This is a genomic window from Yoonia sp. R78084, assembly GCF_044595625.1.
GTDB lineage: Bacteria > Pseudomonadota > Alphaproteobacteria > Rhodobacterales > Rhodobacteraceae > Yoonia.
In genome coordinates, this window is record NZ_CP138993.1 from 1,259,358 (window position 1) to 1,276,757 (window position 17,400).

Genomic DNA, 17,400 nt, shown 5'->3' on the forward strand with positions numbered 1-17,400 from the left:
CCCGGGGGCAGAATGGCACATCGTGTAAAAGATATCGCTGCGGCGCTGGGGGCAGAAGCCTTTGGCGCCGTTGAGCTTTTGGTCAATGGTGCGTCTGAACCCGCAAGCGCGGGCCCCGACGATCTGGCGCTGGCCATGAGCCCCGCCTATGGCGCAGCTTTAGGGCAAGGGCAGGCACGCGTTGCTGTAGTCTGGCCCGGCGCCGATTGGCAGGGTCTGGGGCTTGAGGCCGCGATCATCGCACCGCGCGCACGGCTGGCCATGGCGCATCTGACGCAGATGCTGGATGCAGACCTGCCGCGCACAGGGATTAGCCCGCAGGCGGCGATTGATCCGTCGGCACAGATCGGGGCCAATGTGACAATCGGGGCGTTTTGCGTGATCGGTGCGGATGTCGTCATCGGCGCGGGAACCTGGATTGCCGATCAGGTCAGCATCGCGGCAGGCGTGCAGATTGGTGCGGCGTGCCAAATTCACGCGGGTGTGCGCCTGCAACGTGGCGTGCACCTTGGTGCGCGCGTAATCCTGCACCCCAATGTCGTGATTGGCGGCGACGGATTTTCCTTTGTGACGGCGGAACCTTCGAACGTTGAGAAGGCGCGCGAGACGTTGGGCGAGGTTGCGATGCACGCGCCTGACGATCCCACATGGCACCGGATCCATTCACTGGGGGGGGTGGTTGTCGGCGATGATGTGGAAGTGGGGGCGAATTCCTGCATTGATGCAGGCACAATCCGCCCCACACGGGTGGGCAATGGCACCAAGATCGACAGCCTTGTGCAGGTTGGCCACAATGTGATTGTGGGCGCGCATTGTCTGCTATGTGCGCAGGCCGGTGTCGCCGGGTCCACGGTGATTGGCGACCGTGTGGTTGTGGGTGGCAAAGCCGGGATCGCGGATAATCTAAAAGTCGGCGACGATGTGGTCTTGGGGGGCGGCAGTGTCGTGCTGTCCAATGTGCCTGCGGGGCGCGTGATGATGGGCTATCCGGCCACCAAAATGCAGGTCCATATCGACAGCTACAAAGCCCTGCGCCGTTTGCCCCGTATCCTGCGCGATTTGGCGCAGCGTTAATTGCCTGTTTCAAATTGCTGATAGAATGACTACATCCCCGCCAAGCAACATGGGTGTGATAAGATGAGCATCAAAGATCAGGTGATTGCAATTATAGCCGAACAGGCCATGCTGGAGCCATCCGATATCCAGATGGAGAATACGCTGGAGGATATCGGCATCGACAGCCTCGGCCTTGTCGAGAGCATTTTTGCGATCGAAGAAACCTTTGATATTTCTGTTCCCTTCAACGCCAATGACCCGACAGCCGGTGATTTTGATATCTCGTCTGTCGCGGCAATTGTGGCCGCGGTTGAAAAGCTGAAGTCCGAGCAGGCCGCCTGAATGCGGCGTGTGGTCATCACCGGGGCGGGGACGATCAATCCGCTGGGGCCCGATATGCCCAGCACACTCCTGGCGATGCAGGACGGGCGCTGTGGCATTGGCCCGCTCGAGATCGCGGACGTCGACCGCCTTGCGATCCAGATCGGGGGGCAGATCAAAGGCTATGATGAAGGCGCGCATTTCAACCGCCAGCAAATCGCGCTTTATGACCGCTTTACGCAATTCGCGCTTCTGGCCGCGCGCGAGGCGATTGGCCAGTCCGGTCTCACATTTTCAGGTGAGTTGGCAGATCAATCCGGTGTGATCTTTGGCACATCGGGTGGCGGGCTGAACACGCAGGACGAAAACTACCGCGCTGTCTATGAGGCGGGCAAGAACCGCGTGCATCCCTTCATTGTGCCGCGCCTCATGAATAACGCCGCCGCCAGCCACGTGTCGATCGAATGGAACCTGCGCGGCCCGACCTTTACGGTCGCCACAGCCTGTGCGTCCTCGAACCATGCGATGGGGCAGGCATTCAACATGGTGCGTTCCGGCATGGCCAAAGTCATGGTGACAGGCGGGTCCGAGGCGATGCTGTGCTTTGGCGGGATCAAGGCGTGGGAAGGGTTGCGCGTGATGTCGCGCGACGCCTGCCGCCCGTTTTCGGCCACACGCAGTGGCATGGTACAGGGCGAGGGTGCGGCGGTTTTCGTATTCGAAGACTATGAACATGCCCGCGCCCGTGGCGCAGAGATTCTTTGCGAAGTGGCGGGTTTTGCGATGTCGTCGGATGCCTGCGATATTGTGACACCGTCCAAACAGGGCGCCGCCCGTGCCATAGGTGGCGCGCTGAAGGATGCGAAACTTCCCAAAGACTCTGTTGGCTATATCAACGCCCATGGCACGGGCACTGCGGCGAATGACAAAACCGAATGTGCCGCTGTTGCGGATGTCTTTGGCGCGCATGCGGATCAGTTGATGATGTCGTCGACCAAATCCATGCACGGGCATTTGATCGGGGGCACTGGTGCGGTCGAGCTGATCGCCTGCATCATGGCGCTGCGCGACGGGATCATTGCGCCGACGATTGGCTATGAAGAAGCTGATCCGGAATGCGCGCTGGATGTGGTGCCGAATGTGGCACGCGAGGCGCAGGTGGATGTCGCCTTGTCCAATGCTTTCGCTTTTGGCGGTCTCAATGCGGTGATTGCGCTGCGCAAGCATTGAGCGGCTGATGGGCCGCACAATGCAAAAAGGGCATCACATCCGGCTGGATCAGTCGGGGCTGGTTTGTGACGACGATGTGAAGCCGGCGGTAAAGCCCCGCAGTGATACATCCAATACAACCTCTGCGTCCGGTGCTGCCGCAGGAACAAGGCGGACGGTCGCGACCGAGCCGCGCTTGAACTGGTCGACTTCAGCTTGTGTAAAGCCGATCCGTGCCACACAGCCCGCGCGATTGCAGAAAGTGAACGGATAAATGCGTGCGTTCTGCCCATCGACTGCGATTGTCAGCTGTTCGGTCAAAAGTGTTTCGAGCGGCACAACCACAGTGGCCCCCGCTGCAGCGCGCTGGCCTTCGGGAAGCGGGAAAAGATTGAACTCTGCAACAGCAACACCGTCTTCATTGGTCAGCAGTTGATAGAGATTGCAGGGATCCCGCTCGCCTTCCTCGGCCTTGATGCAGCGCAGGGCCCAGTCACCGAAAACCTCACGCTCATAAGGTTCGCCGACCTGTGGACCAAGAGGCTCACCCAATGCCAGCCCGTCTTCGGCGGTTGTTTCCGGCTGCTCTGATGTCTCTTGTGCCAGAACCATGCCGGCGTGACCCAGCAGGGCGGCCAAGAGGGCGGATTTCAATAGACTGCGCATAGATTTGTTCCTCATTCGCTTTTTGGCGGCTTAACACGGGGCGGGCAGGGTGTCAGGGGCAAAAACCCGGGACTGCGCTGGCTTCCGCTCACAATTTCGGGGGCCAGAAAAGAAGAAGGGCCCCCGAAAGGACCCTGCTTCATGTTCTCCCTGTCGGACTTGGCCGACTAATTGGAAAGAAGCTACGAAAACAAAAAGTGACCGTCAACAGCAAAAATTTGACGACTTGGTGAAGACCGTTGTTTCTCCGTGTCACAGAAAAAAGCCGTGCCCGAAGGCACGGCCAGTCAAACAGGGAGGACGTATGCAGTAATGTCAATCTCTGACACGATCGCGCGCTTTAAGGTGGCACGATTTGGTTAACAATGTATTTTGCCTGATAAATTTATGCAGGGAACGCTGATATGGCTGAAAGTATCTTTATTGGTGGCGGCGGTGAGGGCTATGGCGCACCCCAAACGCTTTTGTTGGACAAGGCCAACCGGCACGGTCTGATCGCAGGGGCGACGGGCACCGGTAAGACAGTGACTTTGCAGATCATGGCCGAAGGATTTTCAGCGGCAGGGGTGCCGGTGTTTCTGTCGGATGTGAAAGGTGATCTGTCCGGTCTGGCGCTCAGCGGCTCAGCGGATTTCAAACTGCACGCCCCCTTCATGTCGCGTGCTGAAACCATCGGCCTAGACCTGCAATACGATAGCTATCCTGTGACGTTCTGGGATCTTTTCGGCGAAAAAGGCCACCCGATCCGCGCCACCGTCGCAGAAATGGGGCCTTTGCTGCTCTCACGCCTGATGGACCTGACCGATGTGCAGGAAGGCGTGCTGAACGTCGCCTTCCGTGTCGCGGACGAAGAGGGTCTGCCATTGCTGGACCTCAAGGATCTGCAGGCGCTTTTGGTCTGGGTCGGGCAGAATGCGCAGGCGCTCTCGCTGCGCTATGGTAATGTAGCGGCGTCCTCTGTGGGGGCGATTCAGCGGCAATTGCTGGTGCTGGAAAATCAGGGAGGCACTGCGCTTTTCGGGGAACCCGCACTTGATCTGGCCGATATGATGCGCACCCGCGATGACGGGCGGGGCGAGATCAACATTCTGGCCGCCGATCAACTGATGGGCAGCCCGCGTTTGTACGCGACATTCCTGCTCTGGCTGCTGTCGGAACTGTTTGAGGAACTGCCCGAGGTCGGCAACCCCGACAAACCCAAACTGGTGTTCTTCTTTGATGAAGCGCACCTGCTCTTTGACGACGCACCCAAAGCCTTGGTCGATAAGGTCGAGCAGGTCGCGCGTCTGATCCGCTCCAAAGGGGTGGGCGTCTATTTCGTCACGCAAAACCCTGGCGATATTCCTGATGATGTGCTGGGCCAGTTGGGGAACCGCGTACAACATGCGCTGCGCGCGTTCACGGCCAAGGACCGTAAAGAGCTCAAGACCGCTGCCGAAACCTATCGTGACAATCCGGCGTTCGATACGGCGCAGGCCATCCAAGAGGTGGGCACCGGTGAGGCCGTGACGTCCTTCCTTGACCGCAAAGGTATCCCACAGGTGGTTGAGCGAACCCTGATCAGGCCGCCGTCATCACAGCTTGGGCCGATTGATGAACCGACCCGCAAGGCGATCATGAGCGTGTCGGACATGGCGGGCAAATACGACAAGACAATGGACCGCGAGAGTGCGTTTGAAATCCTGAGCAAGCGGGCCGACGCAGCCGCGAAAGCCGCCGAAGAGTCCGAAGCCGAAGAGGCGCGCCTTGAAGAGAAAGAGCGCGAATTCAAAGCGGCGCGGCGCTATGACGGGGGCAGCACCCGCAAATCGTCATCCCGCAAGTCCTCCGATGAGGGTTTCGGCGGCGCCTTGGCGTCTGTGGTGGTCAAAGAGCTCAAGGGCACAACAGGCCGCCGGATCGTGCGCGGGATTCTGGGCGGTCTGTTCAAGGGGCGGTAGCGGACCACCGCTACTGCAACTGCAGGCCCAGAAACAACACGGCCAAGGGCACCGGTGAAACGGCGATCGCGATCGTCAGAAAGGCAAGAAGCGGCGAGAATATCCCGCTCAGACCCGCGATCATCATGATCCCGCCGCCGCCGCCGATGATTGAATTTCCCGGCGTATTCACCGCAATAGCAAGGGCGATATAGCGATAGCGCAGCCCCACACGGACCGCACGTTTGGACTGACCGTCCAACAGCATAGCAAGCCTGTCGTCGCCGGATAGCGGTGTGGCGCGGGCGACGAGGGCCGCGGCGCGTTGCATGTGCAGCAAATTTAAAAAACGTTCCAGCGCGCTTATCGGAAGAAACCGCCCAATCATATAAGCCAACATCATGGATGCGACCGTCGCCATATAAATCAGAGGTGCGATCCCGGGACCAAAGGCAGCCAGCATCGCAATGCCAATTTCGGCACCCGGCACAAAGGGCAGGGCCAGCAGCCCGATATAGGCCACCCCACCCAGCATAATGGCACGATGGACCATCGCCTCATTGCCGGGTTTGATTTCGAGGTTCAGTGCCTCTTTGACCATATGCGCGCCCCAAGTGGCGAGCACAAGAAAAGCGATCAGGATCAAAAACCGCACTACGAATTTCGTAGTGCTCGTGCGTGAAGGGTTCACAGGTGCGGCCTTATCCGGTGACGTTCGGATCAAGGGGCGGCGTTGTGGATCCTTCAGCCGAGAACCTGATTTGATGGTTCCAGTACCATCGCCTTGTGGTCCATGTGCCAGCAAGCTGCATCTGGCCTTCGGTCACAGTCCCGTACCAGACGACCGTATGGGGTGCATCCGGACATTGCGTCGTGGCCGTGAAGTGGATCACATCATCCAGTACTTTCGTCCGGTAGTTGCTCCATCCGAAATCGCAGTAGGTCTGGCAATTCACGGATTGAAAAGTTCCGTCGCGAAAAACGAGCTCATCCAGCAAGACCGTGCCACTGTCGAGATCAACACCTTCAATAAAGTAGGATTGACCATCCAATATCTCACCCGTGGACCAATCACCCTCAGGCACGGCAAGGTCTGCAATCTCGGGCTTCATGACCGTCATCGTTGCGGCACCGGTCCCCACCGTAGCCATGGCGATCGCTGCAACTTGTAAAATCTAACTCATAACGATCTCCGGTAAACACCTTGTGTCGCGCGTCGATAAGTGCGGTTCACTTGTTAGGATGATAATGGCAGGACCGCTCAGAACAAAGTAAATTCTAACGCTCATTATGCGCGTCGCGTATCCGACACCGACCTTGTACGCAAAACAAGCGTCATGCCCGTTTGTTGCGCAACACGAGATTTGAGGGTGCTAGCGGGCTGCGCCTGTCACAGCTTCCTGATCTTCAGCGTCGCCAGCCGGTTCTCATCTTTGGCCAGTACTTCAAAACGGAAGCCGTGGAACGAGAACACCTGACCCTCGACAGGGATCATCTGGGCCTCGTGGATGACCAGTCCGGCGACGGTGTTGGCCTCGTCATCGGGCAGGTTCCAGTCGTGCGCGCGGTTGAGATCGCGGATCGTCATGCCGCCATCCACGATATAGGCCCCGTCCGAGGTGGCCTCGATCTGGTCTTCTTCGTGGTCGTCGAATTCATCGGCGATTTCGCCCACGATTTCCTCAAGGATATCTTCCAGCGTGATCAGCCCTTGCAGCGCGCCGTATTCATCCACCACCAGCGCAAAATGCGTTTTGCGTTTGAGGAAGTTGCGCATCTGGTCATCAAGCGTTGTGGTGTCAGGCACGAAATAGGGCGGCATCGCCACTTTCATCACGTCAAACGCGGCCAGCCCCGCTGCGTCATTCCCGCCGCGTAGCAGTTTGTGCATCGCGCGCAGCAGGTCTTTGGCGTGGATCACGCCGACAATGTTTTCCTGCTCGCCCCGATAGAGCGGCAGGCGGGTATAGGGGCTTTCAAGGATCTGCGCGAGGATATCCTGCGGCGGCAGGTCTGCATCGACCATCTCGATCTGCGAGCGGTGGAGCATGATCTCCTCGACTGCGCGTTCGTTCAGATCAAGCGCGCCCAGAATACGGTCGCGGTCCTCTTTCTGTACGATCCCTTCGGAATGGCCCAGCGACAGCGCGCCTGCGATCTCTTCGCGCACGGCAAGGATGTTGCTGTCAGGGTCCGTGCGGACACCGAACATGAACAGAACACCGCGCACCAGATAACGCACGGCAGCCACGATGGGCGAAAAGACAAAGACGATCACCGAAATCGGGCGCGCCACGCCGGAGGCCACGGTTTCAGGGTTGGTGATGGCAAAGGTCTTGGGCAGCACCTCGGCAAAGATCAGCACCAGGAGCGTCATGATCAAGGTCGCGGCTGCTACACCGTTCTGGCCGAAAAGTTTGGTCAGGACGGCTGTCGCCAGCGATGTCGCCAGAATATTCACAACGTTATTGCCCAAAAGGACCGACCCGATCAGGCGTTCGTTGTCTTCGGTAATCTTGAGCGCGCGTTCGGCCCCCTTTGAGCCTTTGTCAGCGGCGGAACGCAGTTTGCCCCGAGAGGCGGCGGTCAGCGCCGTTTCCGAGCCGGAAAAGAAGGCGGACATCACCAGAAGTACAAGAATAGCGCCAGCGGTTAACCAAAAGGCGGCGTCGTAAGAAGCGGTTTCCATCAGAGGCTTTCAAGCAAGAACATCGTTGTTATGGGGGGTCTGGGCGTCAGCTTCAAGACTTTGACGCTTTTGCAAGGGGATGGTGGTCCAATACAAGCGATTTCAGGCGTTCATCGAGCACATGTGTGTAAATCTCGGTCGTTGCGACATCGGCATGGCCAAGCATCGTCTGGATGGACCGCAGATCGGCCCCGCCCGCCAGCAGATGGGTCGCAAAGGCGTGGCGCAGCGTATGCGGTGTGACCTTGGCAGGCGAGACACCACCGGCAACCGCGAATTCCTTGATCAGCCCGAAAAACCGGTGCCGTGTCAAATGCCCCGCCTTGCCGCGTGAGGGAAAGAGGAATTTCGAGGGCGGTATCCCTTTCTTGCGCGCGTCCTCTTCGGCCACATCGCGTTCTTTGAGATAGAGCGCCAAAGCATCGCGCGCCGAAGGCGACAGTGGCACAAGACGTTCCTTGTCGCCTTTGCCGCGCACCAACAGCATGCGCGGATCACCCCGTGCAGCCGAAACCGGCAAGCTGACCAACTCGGTCACCCGCATGCCTGTGGCATAGAGCAGTTCCATCAGGCAGGTGTTGCGCAAGGCTTCGCGCGGCGTATTTCGCGCCGCGTCCAGCAGCCTGTCCACCTCGGCAATGGAGAGCGTTTTGGGAAGACGTTGCGTGCGGCCAGGGCCTTTGATCTGGATGGCGGGGTTGTCGTCGCGCCACCCTTCCTCGAACGCAAAGCGGTAGAGTTGCTTGATCGCCGAAAGCCTGCGTGCCCGCGTGCTGTTTGCCAGTCCCTCATGTTCGCAATCAATCAGGTAGCTTTCGACGTTATCGCGGGTCGCGTCCGCGAAATGCAGCTTTTTGTGTGCAAGCCATCCAGCGAAATCCTGAAGATCGCGGGCATAGGCTAATTGCGTGTTTGTGGCCGCATCCAGTTCTGCCGCCTGCGCCTCCAGAAAGATCTGCACCCAACGGGCCATCGGTTGATCGGTCGCGGTCATGCCCTGCGGTCCAACAACATCAATTGCAACGCAGAACGGCGCGCGACATCTTCCAGACCCACTGCACGGAACAGCAAGAGCGCGTCTGTCACAGAACGCAAATCACCCTCTGCGCCCTCCGCGAAAAGAGCAAGGGCGCGCAACAGGGCCTCGCCCAGTTGCCCTTGGTCCACCTTGCTTTCCAATGCGGCAGGGGGCGGCACGTTCTCAAAACCCTCCTGAATGGCGCGTGCCTGCGGTGAAGTGGCGCGCACCTCTTGCGGAAGGCCCTGTGCGATCCCGATCAGGAACGGATCGAAACCGGTGCCCGCGGCGGCATTGGCCACGGCCTCATAGCTGGGCGATAACAATCCCACCTCAAATGCGATCACGGCGGCTTCGCCGGACAAAGGTACATCCTGCAGCGCCGCGCCGTAGAGTTTGGCGAATTGCACTTCGACACGCGCCTGCTGCATCGCGGCCCATGCATCGGGCAGGGTGCGTGCCACGCGGGCGGGGTCATTCGCGGCCATCGCCGCATCAAAGCGCTGGATCGCGGCGGCGCGATCCCAGATCCCGCCAGAGGCCGCGGGGGTGCGGGCGGTGTATTGCTTGAGCAGGACATTCTCGGAAATGGCCCCCAAGCGGGCAAGGCGCTCAGCCGCCTCAAGCTGTGCTTTCCAAGCAGTCGTCGGTTGCAGATCCGCATGGGAGAAGGCCAGGGGCAGGGTGGCAGTGATCAACGGCTCGCCAATTGCGGCATGCATGCGGAATGTCAGTGGGCTGATGCGGGCAGGGGGCGTCAGCGGTGGTTCACCCTCGTAAAGCTCGGGGTCCAGAAAGCGTGACAAAAGCGCCTCTTCCTGCGGGTTGATGTCGCCCAACACGCGGTGTGTGTTCAATGACAGGGCCGCAGCGGGCCAGTCACCTGTGCGGGCAAGACAGAAGATACGTGCCGAAAAAGTGGGTGCGATCGCGGGCGTGCTGCGCATGGCGTCGCAGGCGTAATCCTCGGTCCCCGTGAGCAACGCTACATCGAACCAGCGCCGGAACAGCGGCGCGGTATCGGGATCGGCCTGTTCAATCAGCGCCTGCGCAGGTTCCAGCGCGCCCATGTCGAGAAGTTTGTCGACACGCGCGAGAAACAGTGCCCCTTCGCCGTCCGCGCCACGTGGCGGATCAGCCTCGGCCAGCATCAGCACTTTGAGAAAATCCTGCAAGGCGGGCACCGTATCAACACGCTCGGCGCGGACAAGATCGACCAGCACAGCCTCATCGCTGGCGGCCCAGAGTGTCGGGGGCAGGCCGGTTACGTCGGAAGACAACAGACCGATGGGGTCTTTCGAGGGGCGGTCCAACGGTGTGACCTGCACATCAGGCGAGGTGGCATCATCCACAGCAGGGGGTTCGTAAAGCGGGGTCGGCTCGACGCTGCGTGACAGCCATTCAATGGCGGACAGCGGTTCGTTTTGCCCGTCGCCTTGCGCGGACACTGAAGTTGCCGTCAGGCAAAATGCCAAACCAAATGCCTTAGTTTGTTTCCAGCGTAACAGGATAACTTACCTCTTCTGAGGGGGCTGCGAAATCGGTCGGAAAAAAGAGTGGACCGATATAGGCATAGGCCACGAGACCCAGACCCGCGATAATAATCAAAAATAAAACTGCCTTGATGAGCCGCCACATTGTCTGCCCCAATTCTTATGTTGCCTCAATATGCGGGTTCTTCCCCGCTTATTGAAGGGATTATATATGGCCTTTCGTGCAAGATCACGGCATTCATGCATTAAATTTTGCGTTCGGCATAGGTTGGCCGACAAGAAAGGCAGTATCGCGATGGCCGAAGGGCAGACCTATCACCTCAAACGGACCGTTGTTCTGGTCGGTATGATGGGGTCTGGCAAGACCGCGATCGGGCGTGCCCTCGCGGCCGCACTTGATGTGCCGTTTGTGGACAGTGATGCGGCCATCGAAGAGGCGGCGGCGTCAACGATTGCCGAAATCTTCGCCCGTGATGGCGAAGCCTTTTTCCGTAAACGCGAGGCAGAGGTGCTCAAGAGGCTTTTGTCAGGTCCACCGGGGATTGTCTCAACCGGTGGCGGGGCCTTTCTGGCCGAAGAGAACCGCAAGGCTATCGCTCAGATGGGTGTGGCGGTCTGGCTGGATGCGGACCTCAAGATTTTATGGGAACGTGTGCGCCATAAAGATACGCGGCCTTTGCTGCGCACAGCCGACCCCCAAGCCACCTTGGCGGCGATCCATGCTGAACGGACGCCGATTTATGCGCTTGCAGGGTTGAAGATCGACGTCAAGGAAAACGCCAGTATCGACGAGACGATGCGTTCCGTGCGCGATGTATTGGCCAGCCGCCCCGATATTCTGGAGAGCACCTGAATGACCGCTACCGTCCACGTCGATTTGCCCGGCCGCGCCTATGACATTCTGATTGGCCCCGGTGTGCTGTCGCAGGCAGGGACGCGTATCGCCGCAATGGGTGGGCGGCGGCATGTCTGTATTCTGACGGATGAGAATGTCGCTGGGTTGCATCTGGCGCAGTTGCAAAGGTCGTTGGCGGACGCGGGGCTGACGAGCGATGCGCTTGCCTTGCCGCCGGGCGAGGCGACCAAATGCTGGGCGCAACTGGAACGATCTGTCGAATGGTTGCTGGCCCAGAAGGTCGAGCGCGGCGATATCGTGGTGGCCTTTGGCGGCGGTGTGATCGGTGATCTGGCGGGCTTTGCCGCGGCAATCCTGCGGCGGGGCGTGCGCTTTGTGCAGATCCCAACCTCACTTCTGGCGCAGGTGGATAGCTCTGTCGGGGGCAAGACCGGCATCAACTCCCCCAGCGGCAAGAACCTGATTGGGGCCTTTCATCAACCCAGCCTCGTGCTAGCCGATACCGCTTTGCTGGGCACGCTAACATCGCGCGATTTTCTGGCGGGCTATGGTGAGGTCGTCAAATACGGGCTTTTGGGCGATGCGGCGTTCTTTGACTGGCTTGAGGCGGAAGGGCCGGCACTGGCTGCGGGCGATATGGATGCGCGTGTGCGTGCGGTCACGCGGTCGTGCGAGATGAAGGCCGATATTGTGCAACGTGATGAGACAGAGCAGGGCGACCGTGCGCTTTTGAACCTTGGCCATACGTTCTGTCATGCTCTGGAGGCGGCGACAGGCTATTCCGACCGACTGTTACACGGTGAAGGGGTGGCGATTGGCTGTGCGCTGGCGTTTGAACTCTCTGCGCGCATGGGGCTTTGCAGTCAGGAAGACCCCAGCCGTGTGCGCGCGCACCTGCGCGACATGGGCATGAAGGTGGATATCCGCGATATTCCGGGCGATTTGCCTGATGCAGCGGGCCTGCTGGCGCTGATGGGGCAGGACAAGAAAGTGCTGGATGGCAAGCTGCGGTTTATTCTGGCGCGCGGGATCGGCGATGCCTTTATCACGTCCGATGTGCCGCGCGAAGCTGTTTTGAGTGTCTTGGAAGACGCGCTTGGCGCAGCGTCGCGGGGTTGATCTCGGCGTAGGTTTCACGGCAACACGAGGTCCCGGATCACGTCCGGGACTGCGTTGTGCCTAATCGTCGTCGTCGCGGCCATCCAATCGGATGCCGTGTTTCTTTGCAAAGTTCAGAAACAGCGGGATTTCGAGAAGTGCAAAGCAGACAATCGTGAAGATCGCCCAGTTTGTCTCGTAGAAAACCAGCGTAAAGGTCACGCCTGTGCCCCAGAACCATGCACCGGCCACAATCAGGGCCAGTACATTCAGGGCCAGATCAATCCCCATCAGCTTATTGATGGTTTTCTCTTCAAGCGTGGGGAATATCCCCAGATAGGCAACCGCCAGAATAATGCCGATCAGGATCAGGATCTGTGCTTCGGGTGCAAGAACCATGGGCTTTAGAAGGGGATTTCGTCGTCCATGTCGCTGCCGCCGCCGGATGGTGCGCCACCACCGCCGCCGCCATAGCCACCATCGTTGCCGCCGTAGCCACCGCCGGATGCGCCACCCCCATAGCCGCCACCGCCGCCATAGTTGCCGCCACCGCCACCTTCGTTGCGGCTGTCGAGCATGGTCAGCGTGCCGTCATAGCCGTTCAGCACGACTTCTGTCGAATAGCGGTCCTGACCGGACTGGTCCTGCCATTTGCGGGTCTGCAACTTCCCTTCGATGTAAACCTTGGACCCTTTTTTGAGGTACTGTTCCGCGATGCGCACCAGCCCTTCCTGAAAAATCGCCACAGTATGCCATTCGGTCTTTTCGCGGCGCTCGCCGGTGTTTTTGTCTTTCCATGTCTCGGATGTCGCAATCCGCAGGTTTGCGACTTTGCCACCGTTCTGGAACGTCCGCACTTCAGGGTCAGCACCCAGATTACCGATGAGAATAACTTTGTTGACTGATCCGGCCATGATGGCACCTCCGACGATTCTGCTTTGCGCTTTTGTGACAGACACGGGATGGCGCAACAAGGTTAACGAGTGGTTCACGTGCAAGAGCATTGGCGTGGGCAGTCAAAAGGACTAGGTATCTCTCATGCGAAACCGACGAGAGCGCCCGTGATGTCCCGACTGCCAATGATTGCCTGCCTTTTTGTCGCTTGGGCCGCCACACCCGTCGTCGCACAAGAGCAGGTGTCCACCATGTCGCGCTCAGGGCTACTGAAAAGCCAGACATCGGTTTTGGACGGGCGTGCCGCCGAGCAATACGAGAATTCTGTCCGCCTTCAGCCGCCCCGCGCGGAAGCGTTCACGATCACCCCCGCCTATACAGGCACCTACAACGGCCCGCATCTGCGCCTCGCGCAGGCGGCGGCGACGCGCCACGGTGTTCCGGTCGGGCTTTTTCTGCGTCTTGTCGCACAGGAAAGTGGTTGGAACCCGACGGCGCGGTCTGTGAAAGGGGCCTTGGGATTGGCGCAGCTGATGCCCGAAACCGCAAGTGCGTTGGGGGTTGATCCGCTGGATCCGGCACAAAACCTTGAGGGTGGCGCACGCTATCTGCGTGCGCAATATGAGGCCTTCGGGTCATGGCCACTGGCGCTGGCGGCCTATAACGCAGGCCCTGGCTCAGTTGAGCGGTATCGTGGCATTCCGCCATTTGCGGAAACACAAAACTATGTCCGGGTGATCTGGGGCGACTAGCGTGCCTTTTCAGGCCCGTGCAGGTGCTGTCCCTGTCCTGCGGAAATCCGTGGGGGCCTGACCCGATTTTTCCTGAAAGCTGCGGGTGAAATAGGCGGGCGAGCTGAAGCCCAGACGCTTGGCGATCTCTTGCACGGGGATCGTTGTGTCGCGCAGCAATGTGCAGGCCTCATAGTGGATGCGGTCATTGAGCAGCGACAGGGCAGAGCGGCCGCAAGTCTGCCGGCAACTGCGGGCCAGATGCGTCGGTGTCACACCGAGGGCTGCGGCATAGCTCGCGACACTGCGATCCGAGCGGAAATCCTGCGCAATCAAGGTGGTATATTGCGCGACAAGTTTGGCCGCAGCCGTCGCGCGTCGTGCGTCGCGTGTTGCTGGGTTCTGGTTCATCAGTTGACGTTCCACGAAAATCCCCAGCAGGCCGAAGTGACAAAGCGCTGCCCGCTGATCACCCGTCGGCTTGAGTTCGCGTTCAATCGCCTCGATCAGCGAGACCAGTTCCTTTTGCGGCACCACATCCAAGAGCCGCAGATGAAACGGCGTCTCCGGCCATCCGTTCGTGTCAGGCAAGGTGAGGATCTGGCCGAACACTGTCGGGCCAACCTCGATGCCGTACATCGTATGGGGAGGAATATAGATCAGGTTATTGGGGCCGTAGCCGTTGGTCAGACCGGCCACAGTGATACGGCCTTGACCCTTGGTGATGTGGATCAGTCGGGCCGTGCTGTGGCTCCGCATTGCCTCGGTGCGCCAGCGGGACGCAGGACCGCCATGGGTGAGTGTCGCCAGCGCAAGGGCTGCGTGATCGGTGCTCATCATATTCATCAACTTGCCTCATTGTTGATTTTTGGCAAGTCTTTGCAGATTTCGCTTTGGATTCAATCCTCTGCCGTATCAGCGAATCGGAGTGTTGCAGATAAGTCAGGGTTGTCTGCCGCGATGTGGTGCCAGTCCTTATGCCGCGCGCGGAACCACGTGCGCTGGCGCTTGGCATATTGCCGTGACGCAATGATCGCGGCCTCGCGTGCGTCGGGCAGGCTCAGGGTGCCTTGCAGATAGGCGATCAGTTCGGGCGCGCCGATGGCTTTTGATGACAGGTGGTCAGGGTTCCAACGGGACAGCATGGCGCGCGCCTCATCCAGGGCGCCCTGGTCAAGCATCTGATCAAAGCGCCGCGCGATCCGGTCGTTCAGCCAGTCTTTGGGCGCATCCAGCGTAATGCAGGTTGCCGCTGTCGCGGGAAGCAGCGGCGGTGGTGTGTTGTCTTGCCAATCGGCAAGGCTCTGGCCGGTGGCTTGCAGCACTTCCCACGCACGTTGCACGCGCATCCGGTTCCGCGTGTCGATGCGACCTTTGGTTTCTGCATCAAGTGCGGCAAGCAACGCGGGCAGGGGCAGGGCGTTACCGGCCTCTCTGACCTCGGGCGGCGTTTGGGGGATTTCGGCCAACCCTTGTGTCAAGGCGTGAAAGTTCAAACCGGTGCCACCCACGATGATCGGCCGCAGGGGGCCGTTCACAAATGGCGCAACGTCGCGCAGCCAATGCCCGACGGAATAATCCGCATCGAAGGGCACATGCCCGTAAAGCGCGTGTTCGGCCAAAGCCTGATCACGGTCATCGGGACGTGCCGTCAGAATGCGCCAGCCGTCAAAGACCTGCAGCGCATCGGCATTCACGATGACACCCCCTTGGGTCTGCGCGATATGCAGCGCCAGCGCAGATTTACCCGAGGCGGTCGGCCCCGCGATCAGTATGGGCCGATCCGGCAGGATCAGCGGACTATCTGCCTGTGTTGACACGTCGTTGCGCGATTTCAGGGACCGGAACTTAATCCGATGCGGCGAAAATTCCGGTTTCGAAATCGGGGCCCGTGGCTCCAAAGTCGAATTCTGCGATCCCTGCTATACTGTCGACAGCGGAGCCAGGAACATCACCTTCAGCCAGGAAATAGCCTGTCAGCGCGATGTTGGCGTCATAGGCCTCGCCATTTGGTCCTGAAAGCGCTCCGGTCAGGTTCATGCCTGTGAAGTGGGGCGAGAAGTCTTCTGCACCCGGCGTCGACTCAACGGAGTCGCGCACGAAACCGCCATTTCCGATCAGGGTCCCATTCAGGGCTTCATCATCTTCATAAATGAAATTGCCCGCATAGCCGGTGATTGTGTCGGTGCTGAAAGCAACATCCAGCTGCAACTGGCCGACCAGCAAACGGCTGGCTTCATCATCGGAAGGTACCGTCTCTGTCAGGATTGCGCCTGTATAGCTGGTTGTGCCGGTCCCTGCGGTGGCGAAATTGTCGGGCTGTGCGATGTCATCTGTGGTGATAATCTCGCCTCCCTCATCTATGAGGACATCTTCAAAGGTCAGGATCGGATCATAGTCTGCGAAAGTGTCGAATGTCGTCGCAAACTCAAAGGGCTCGCTCGCGCCGTCACAGCCGGCAAGGCCAAGTGCACCGATAAGAAGAAGACTTGTCTTGGTCACAGTATGCATCGGGTGTTCCTCTGGTCAGGTTGCGGGCGCGGACCCAACTGAATTTGTCTCGCGGAATGAATATGTTGCGACCATAGGGCGCAGGGTTCGCTCCGGTCAACGTCTGGCAATGCCTTTTGTGGTGATTGTGGCATTGAAACTACCGCCATTTTCCGACATTTTGCCGCTCAATCAATCAGACATAGGGGCGCGCCATGAGCGGTACTGAGAAAACAGCATATAAACGTGTGATGCTTAAGATCTCGGGTGAGGCGCTGATGGGCGACACATCCTTTGGTCTACATCCGCCAACGGTGCAACGCGTCGCGCGCGAGGTGCAGTCGGTCCACGACATGGGTGTCGAGATTTGCATGGTGATCGGCGGCGGCAATATCTTTCGCGGGTTGCAAGGCTCGGCCCAAGGCATGGAGCGCACGACAGCCGATTATATGGGCATGTTGGCCACGGTCATGAACGCGCTGGCGATGCAATCGGCATTGGAAGAACTGGGCATCCACACGCGCGTGATCTCGGCGATTACCATGAACGAGGTGGCCGAGCCCTATATCCGCCGCCGCGCCGTGCGCCACCTTGAGAAAAAGCGCGTTTGCATCTTTGCCGCAGGTACGGGCAACCCGTATTTTACCACAGATACCGCTGCAACATTGCGCGCCAGCGAGATGAATTGCGAGGCGATCTTCAAAGGGACCAAGGTGGACGGTGTTTATGACAAGGACCCCGCCAAACATGATGATGCGGTCCGCTATGACAATGTGTCCTACGACGAGGTACTGCAAAAGCATCTGGGTGTGATGGACGCCAGTGCCATTGCCCTGGCGCGTGACAATGATCTGCCGATTATCGTGTTCTCTTTGGATGAACCGGGCGGATTCAAGGGTATTCTGGCCGGTGAAGGCACCTATACGATTGTGAAAGACTAGGGCGCGCTGGTGCGCCTCC

At 59.3% G+C, this 17,400-nt stretch carries 20 protein-coding genes; 8 read left to right on the forward strand and 12 right to left on the reverse strand.

What is annotated here, in order from left to right:
* The first annotated feature begins 12 nt into the window (after positions 1-12).
* The 3 genes from lpxD (at position 13) to SJY29_RS06545 (ending at position 2,607) form a co-directional block, all read left to right on the forward strand.
* Positions 13-1,074, forward strand: coding sequence for a UDP-3-O-(3-hydroxymyristoyl)glucosamine N-acyltransferase (lpxD, locus tag SJY29_RS06535; RefSeq protein WP_400088048.1), 1,062 nt, complete (start codon positions 13-15; stop codon positions 1,072-1,074).
* A 63-nt stretch (positions 1,075-1,137) separates the two neighbouring features.
* Complete coding sequence (locus tag SJY29_RS06540; protein WP_110278699.1) at positions 1,138-1,398, forward strand: acyl carrier protein; 261 nt, start codon at positions 1,138-1,140, stop codon at positions 1,396-1,398.
* Entirely contained in the window at positions 1,399-2,607 is a 1,209-nt protein-coding gene (locus SJY29_RS06545) for a beta-ketoacyl-[acyl-carrier-protein] synthase family protein (RefSeq protein WP_400088049.1), read from the forward strand.
* Positions 2,608-2,655: 48 nt separating this feature from the next.
* On the opposite strand, the gene SJY29_RS06550 is transcribed toward SJY29_RS06545, so the two are convergent.
* Entirely contained in the window at positions 2,656-3,252 is a 597-nt protein-coding gene (locus tag SJY29_RS06550; protein ID WP_400088051.1) for an invasion associated locus B family protein, read from the reverse strand.
* Positions 3,253-3,656: 404 nt separating this feature from the next.
* On the opposite strand from SJY29_RS06550, the gene SJY29_RS06555 reads away from it, so the two are divergent.
* Positions 3,657-5,192, forward strand: a complete 1,536-nt coding sequence (locus SJY29_RS06555) for a helicase HerA-like domain-containing protein (RefSeq protein ID WP_400088053.1) — start codon at positions 3,657-3,659, stop codon at positions 5,190-5,192.
* A 10-nt stretch (positions 5,193-5,202) separates the two neighbouring features.
* Here SJY29_RS06555 and SJY29_RS06560 read toward each other — a convergent pair whose 3' ends face one another.
* From SJY29_RS06560 to SJY29_RS06585, 6 genes are all read right to left on the reverse strand, one after another.
* A complete protein-coding gene (locus tag SJY29_RS06560) occupies positions 5,203-5,826 on the reverse strand; it encodes a hypothetical protein (protein WP_400088055.1) in 624 nt (207 codons plus the stop codon).
* A gap of 46 nt (positions 5,827-5,872) precedes the next feature.
* A complete protein-coding gene (locus tag SJY29_RS06565) occupies positions 5,873-6,322 on the reverse strand; it encodes a hypothetical protein (protein WP_400088057.1) in 450 nt (149 codons plus the stop codon).
* A gap of 239 nt (positions 6,323-6,561) precedes the next feature.
* Positions 6,562-7,860 (reverse strand): HlyC/CorC family transporter, encoded by a 1,299-nt coding sequence (locus tag SJY29_RS06570; protein WP_400088059.1) that lies wholly within the window; start codon positions 7,858-7,860, stop codon positions 6,562-6,564.
* A gap of 52 nt (positions 7,861-7,912) precedes the next feature.
* Complete coding sequence (locus SJY29_RS06575; RefSeq protein WP_400088061.1) at positions 7,913-8,854, reverse strand: site-specific tyrosine recombinase XerD; 942 nt, start codon at positions 8,852-8,854, stop codon at positions 7,913-7,915.
* Positions 8,851-10,326: a hypothetical protein gene (locus SJY29_RS06580; RefSeq protein WP_400088063.1), complete on the reverse strand. Its 1,476-nt coding sequence runs from the start codon at positions 10,324-10,326 to the stop codon at positions 8,851-8,853. The genes SJY29_RS06575 and SJY29_RS06580 overlap by 4 nt, the downstream gene beginning before the upstream one ends.
* 37 nt (positions 10,327-10,363) lie before the next feature.
* Positions 10,364-10,516, reverse strand: a complete 153-nt coding sequence (locus tag SJY29_RS06585) for a hypothetical protein (protein WP_165689292.1) — start codon at positions 10,514-10,516, stop codon at positions 10,364-10,366.
* Between the two features lie 150 nt (positions 10,517-10,666).
* On the opposite strand from SJY29_RS06585, the gene SJY29_RS06590 reads away from it, so the two are divergent.
* Both SJY29_RS06590 and aroB read left to right on the forward strand, forming a co-directional pair.
* Positions 10,667-11,224, forward strand: coding sequence for a shikimate kinase (locus SJY29_RS06590; protein WP_400088851.1), 558 nt, complete (start codon positions 10,667-10,669; stop codon positions 11,222-11,224).
* The gene (aroB, locus tag SJY29_RS06595; RefSeq protein WP_400088065.1) at positions 11,225-12,346 is read left to right on the forward strand and encodes a 3-dehydroquinate synthase; all 1,122 of its coding nucleotides are present in this window, start codon (positions 11,225-11,227) and stop codon (positions 12,344-12,346) included.
* 60 nt (positions 12,347-12,406) lie between these two features.
* Here aroB and SJY29_RS06600 read toward each other — a convergent pair whose 3' ends face one another.
* Both SJY29_RS06600 and ssb read right to left on the reverse strand, forming a co-directional pair.
* Positions 12,407-12,724, reverse strand: a complete 318-nt coding sequence (locus SJY29_RS06600; protein ID WP_110278707.1) for a hypothetical protein — start codon at positions 12,722-12,724, stop codon at positions 12,407-12,409.
* Positions 12,725-12,729: 5 nt separating this feature from the next.
* The gene (gene ssb, locus SJY29_RS06605) at positions 12,730-13,239 is read right to left on the reverse strand and encodes a single-stranded DNA-binding protein (protein ID WP_110278708.1); all 510 of its coding nucleotides are present in this window, start codon (positions 13,237-13,239) and stop codon (positions 12,730-12,732) included.
* Positions 13,240-13,389: 150 nt separating this feature from the next.
* Between ssb and SJY29_RS06610 the strand changes: the two genes are divergently transcribed.
* The gene (locus tag SJY29_RS06610) at positions 13,390-13,971 is read left to right on the forward strand and encodes a lytic transglycosylase domain-containing protein (RefSeq protein ID WP_400088068.1); all 582 of its coding nucleotides are present in this window, start codon (positions 13,390-13,392) and stop codon (positions 13,969-13,971) included.
* A gap of 9 nt (positions 13,972-13,980) precedes the next feature.
* On the opposite strand, the gene SJY29_RS06615 is transcribed toward SJY29_RS06610, so the two are convergent.
* The 3 genes from SJY29_RS06615 to SJY29_RS06625 are packed head-to-tail and all read right to left on the reverse strand — an operon-like array spanning position 13,981 to position 16,461.
* Entirely contained in the window at positions 13,981-14,796 is an 816-nt protein-coding gene (locus tag SJY29_RS06615) for an AraC family transcriptional regulator (protein ID WP_400088070.1), read from the reverse strand.
* 53 nt (positions 14,797-14,849) lie between these two features.
* The gene (gene miaA, locus SJY29_RS06620; RefSeq protein WP_400088072.1) at positions 14,850-15,770 is read right to left on the reverse strand and encodes a tRNA (adenosine(37)-N6)-dimethylallyltransferase MiaA; all 921 of its coding nucleotides are present in this window, start codon (positions 15,768-15,770) and stop codon (positions 14,850-14,852) included.
* A 28-nt stretch (positions 15,771-15,798) separates the two neighbouring features.
* The gene (locus SJY29_RS06625) at positions 15,799-16,461 is read right to left on the reverse strand and encodes a hypothetical protein (RefSeq protein ID WP_400088074.1); all 663 of its coding nucleotides are present in this window, start codon (positions 16,459-16,461) and stop codon (positions 15,799-15,801) included.
* A 194-nt stretch (positions 16,462-16,655) separates the two neighbouring features.
* Here SJY29_RS06625 and pyrH point away from each other — a divergent pair, with 194 nt between their 5' ends.
* Entirely contained in the window at positions 16,656-17,381 is a 726-nt protein-coding gene (pyrH, locus tag SJY29_RS06630; protein ID WP_055292896.1) for a UMP kinase, read from the forward strand.
* Positions 17,382-17,400 lie beyond the last annotated feature (19 nt).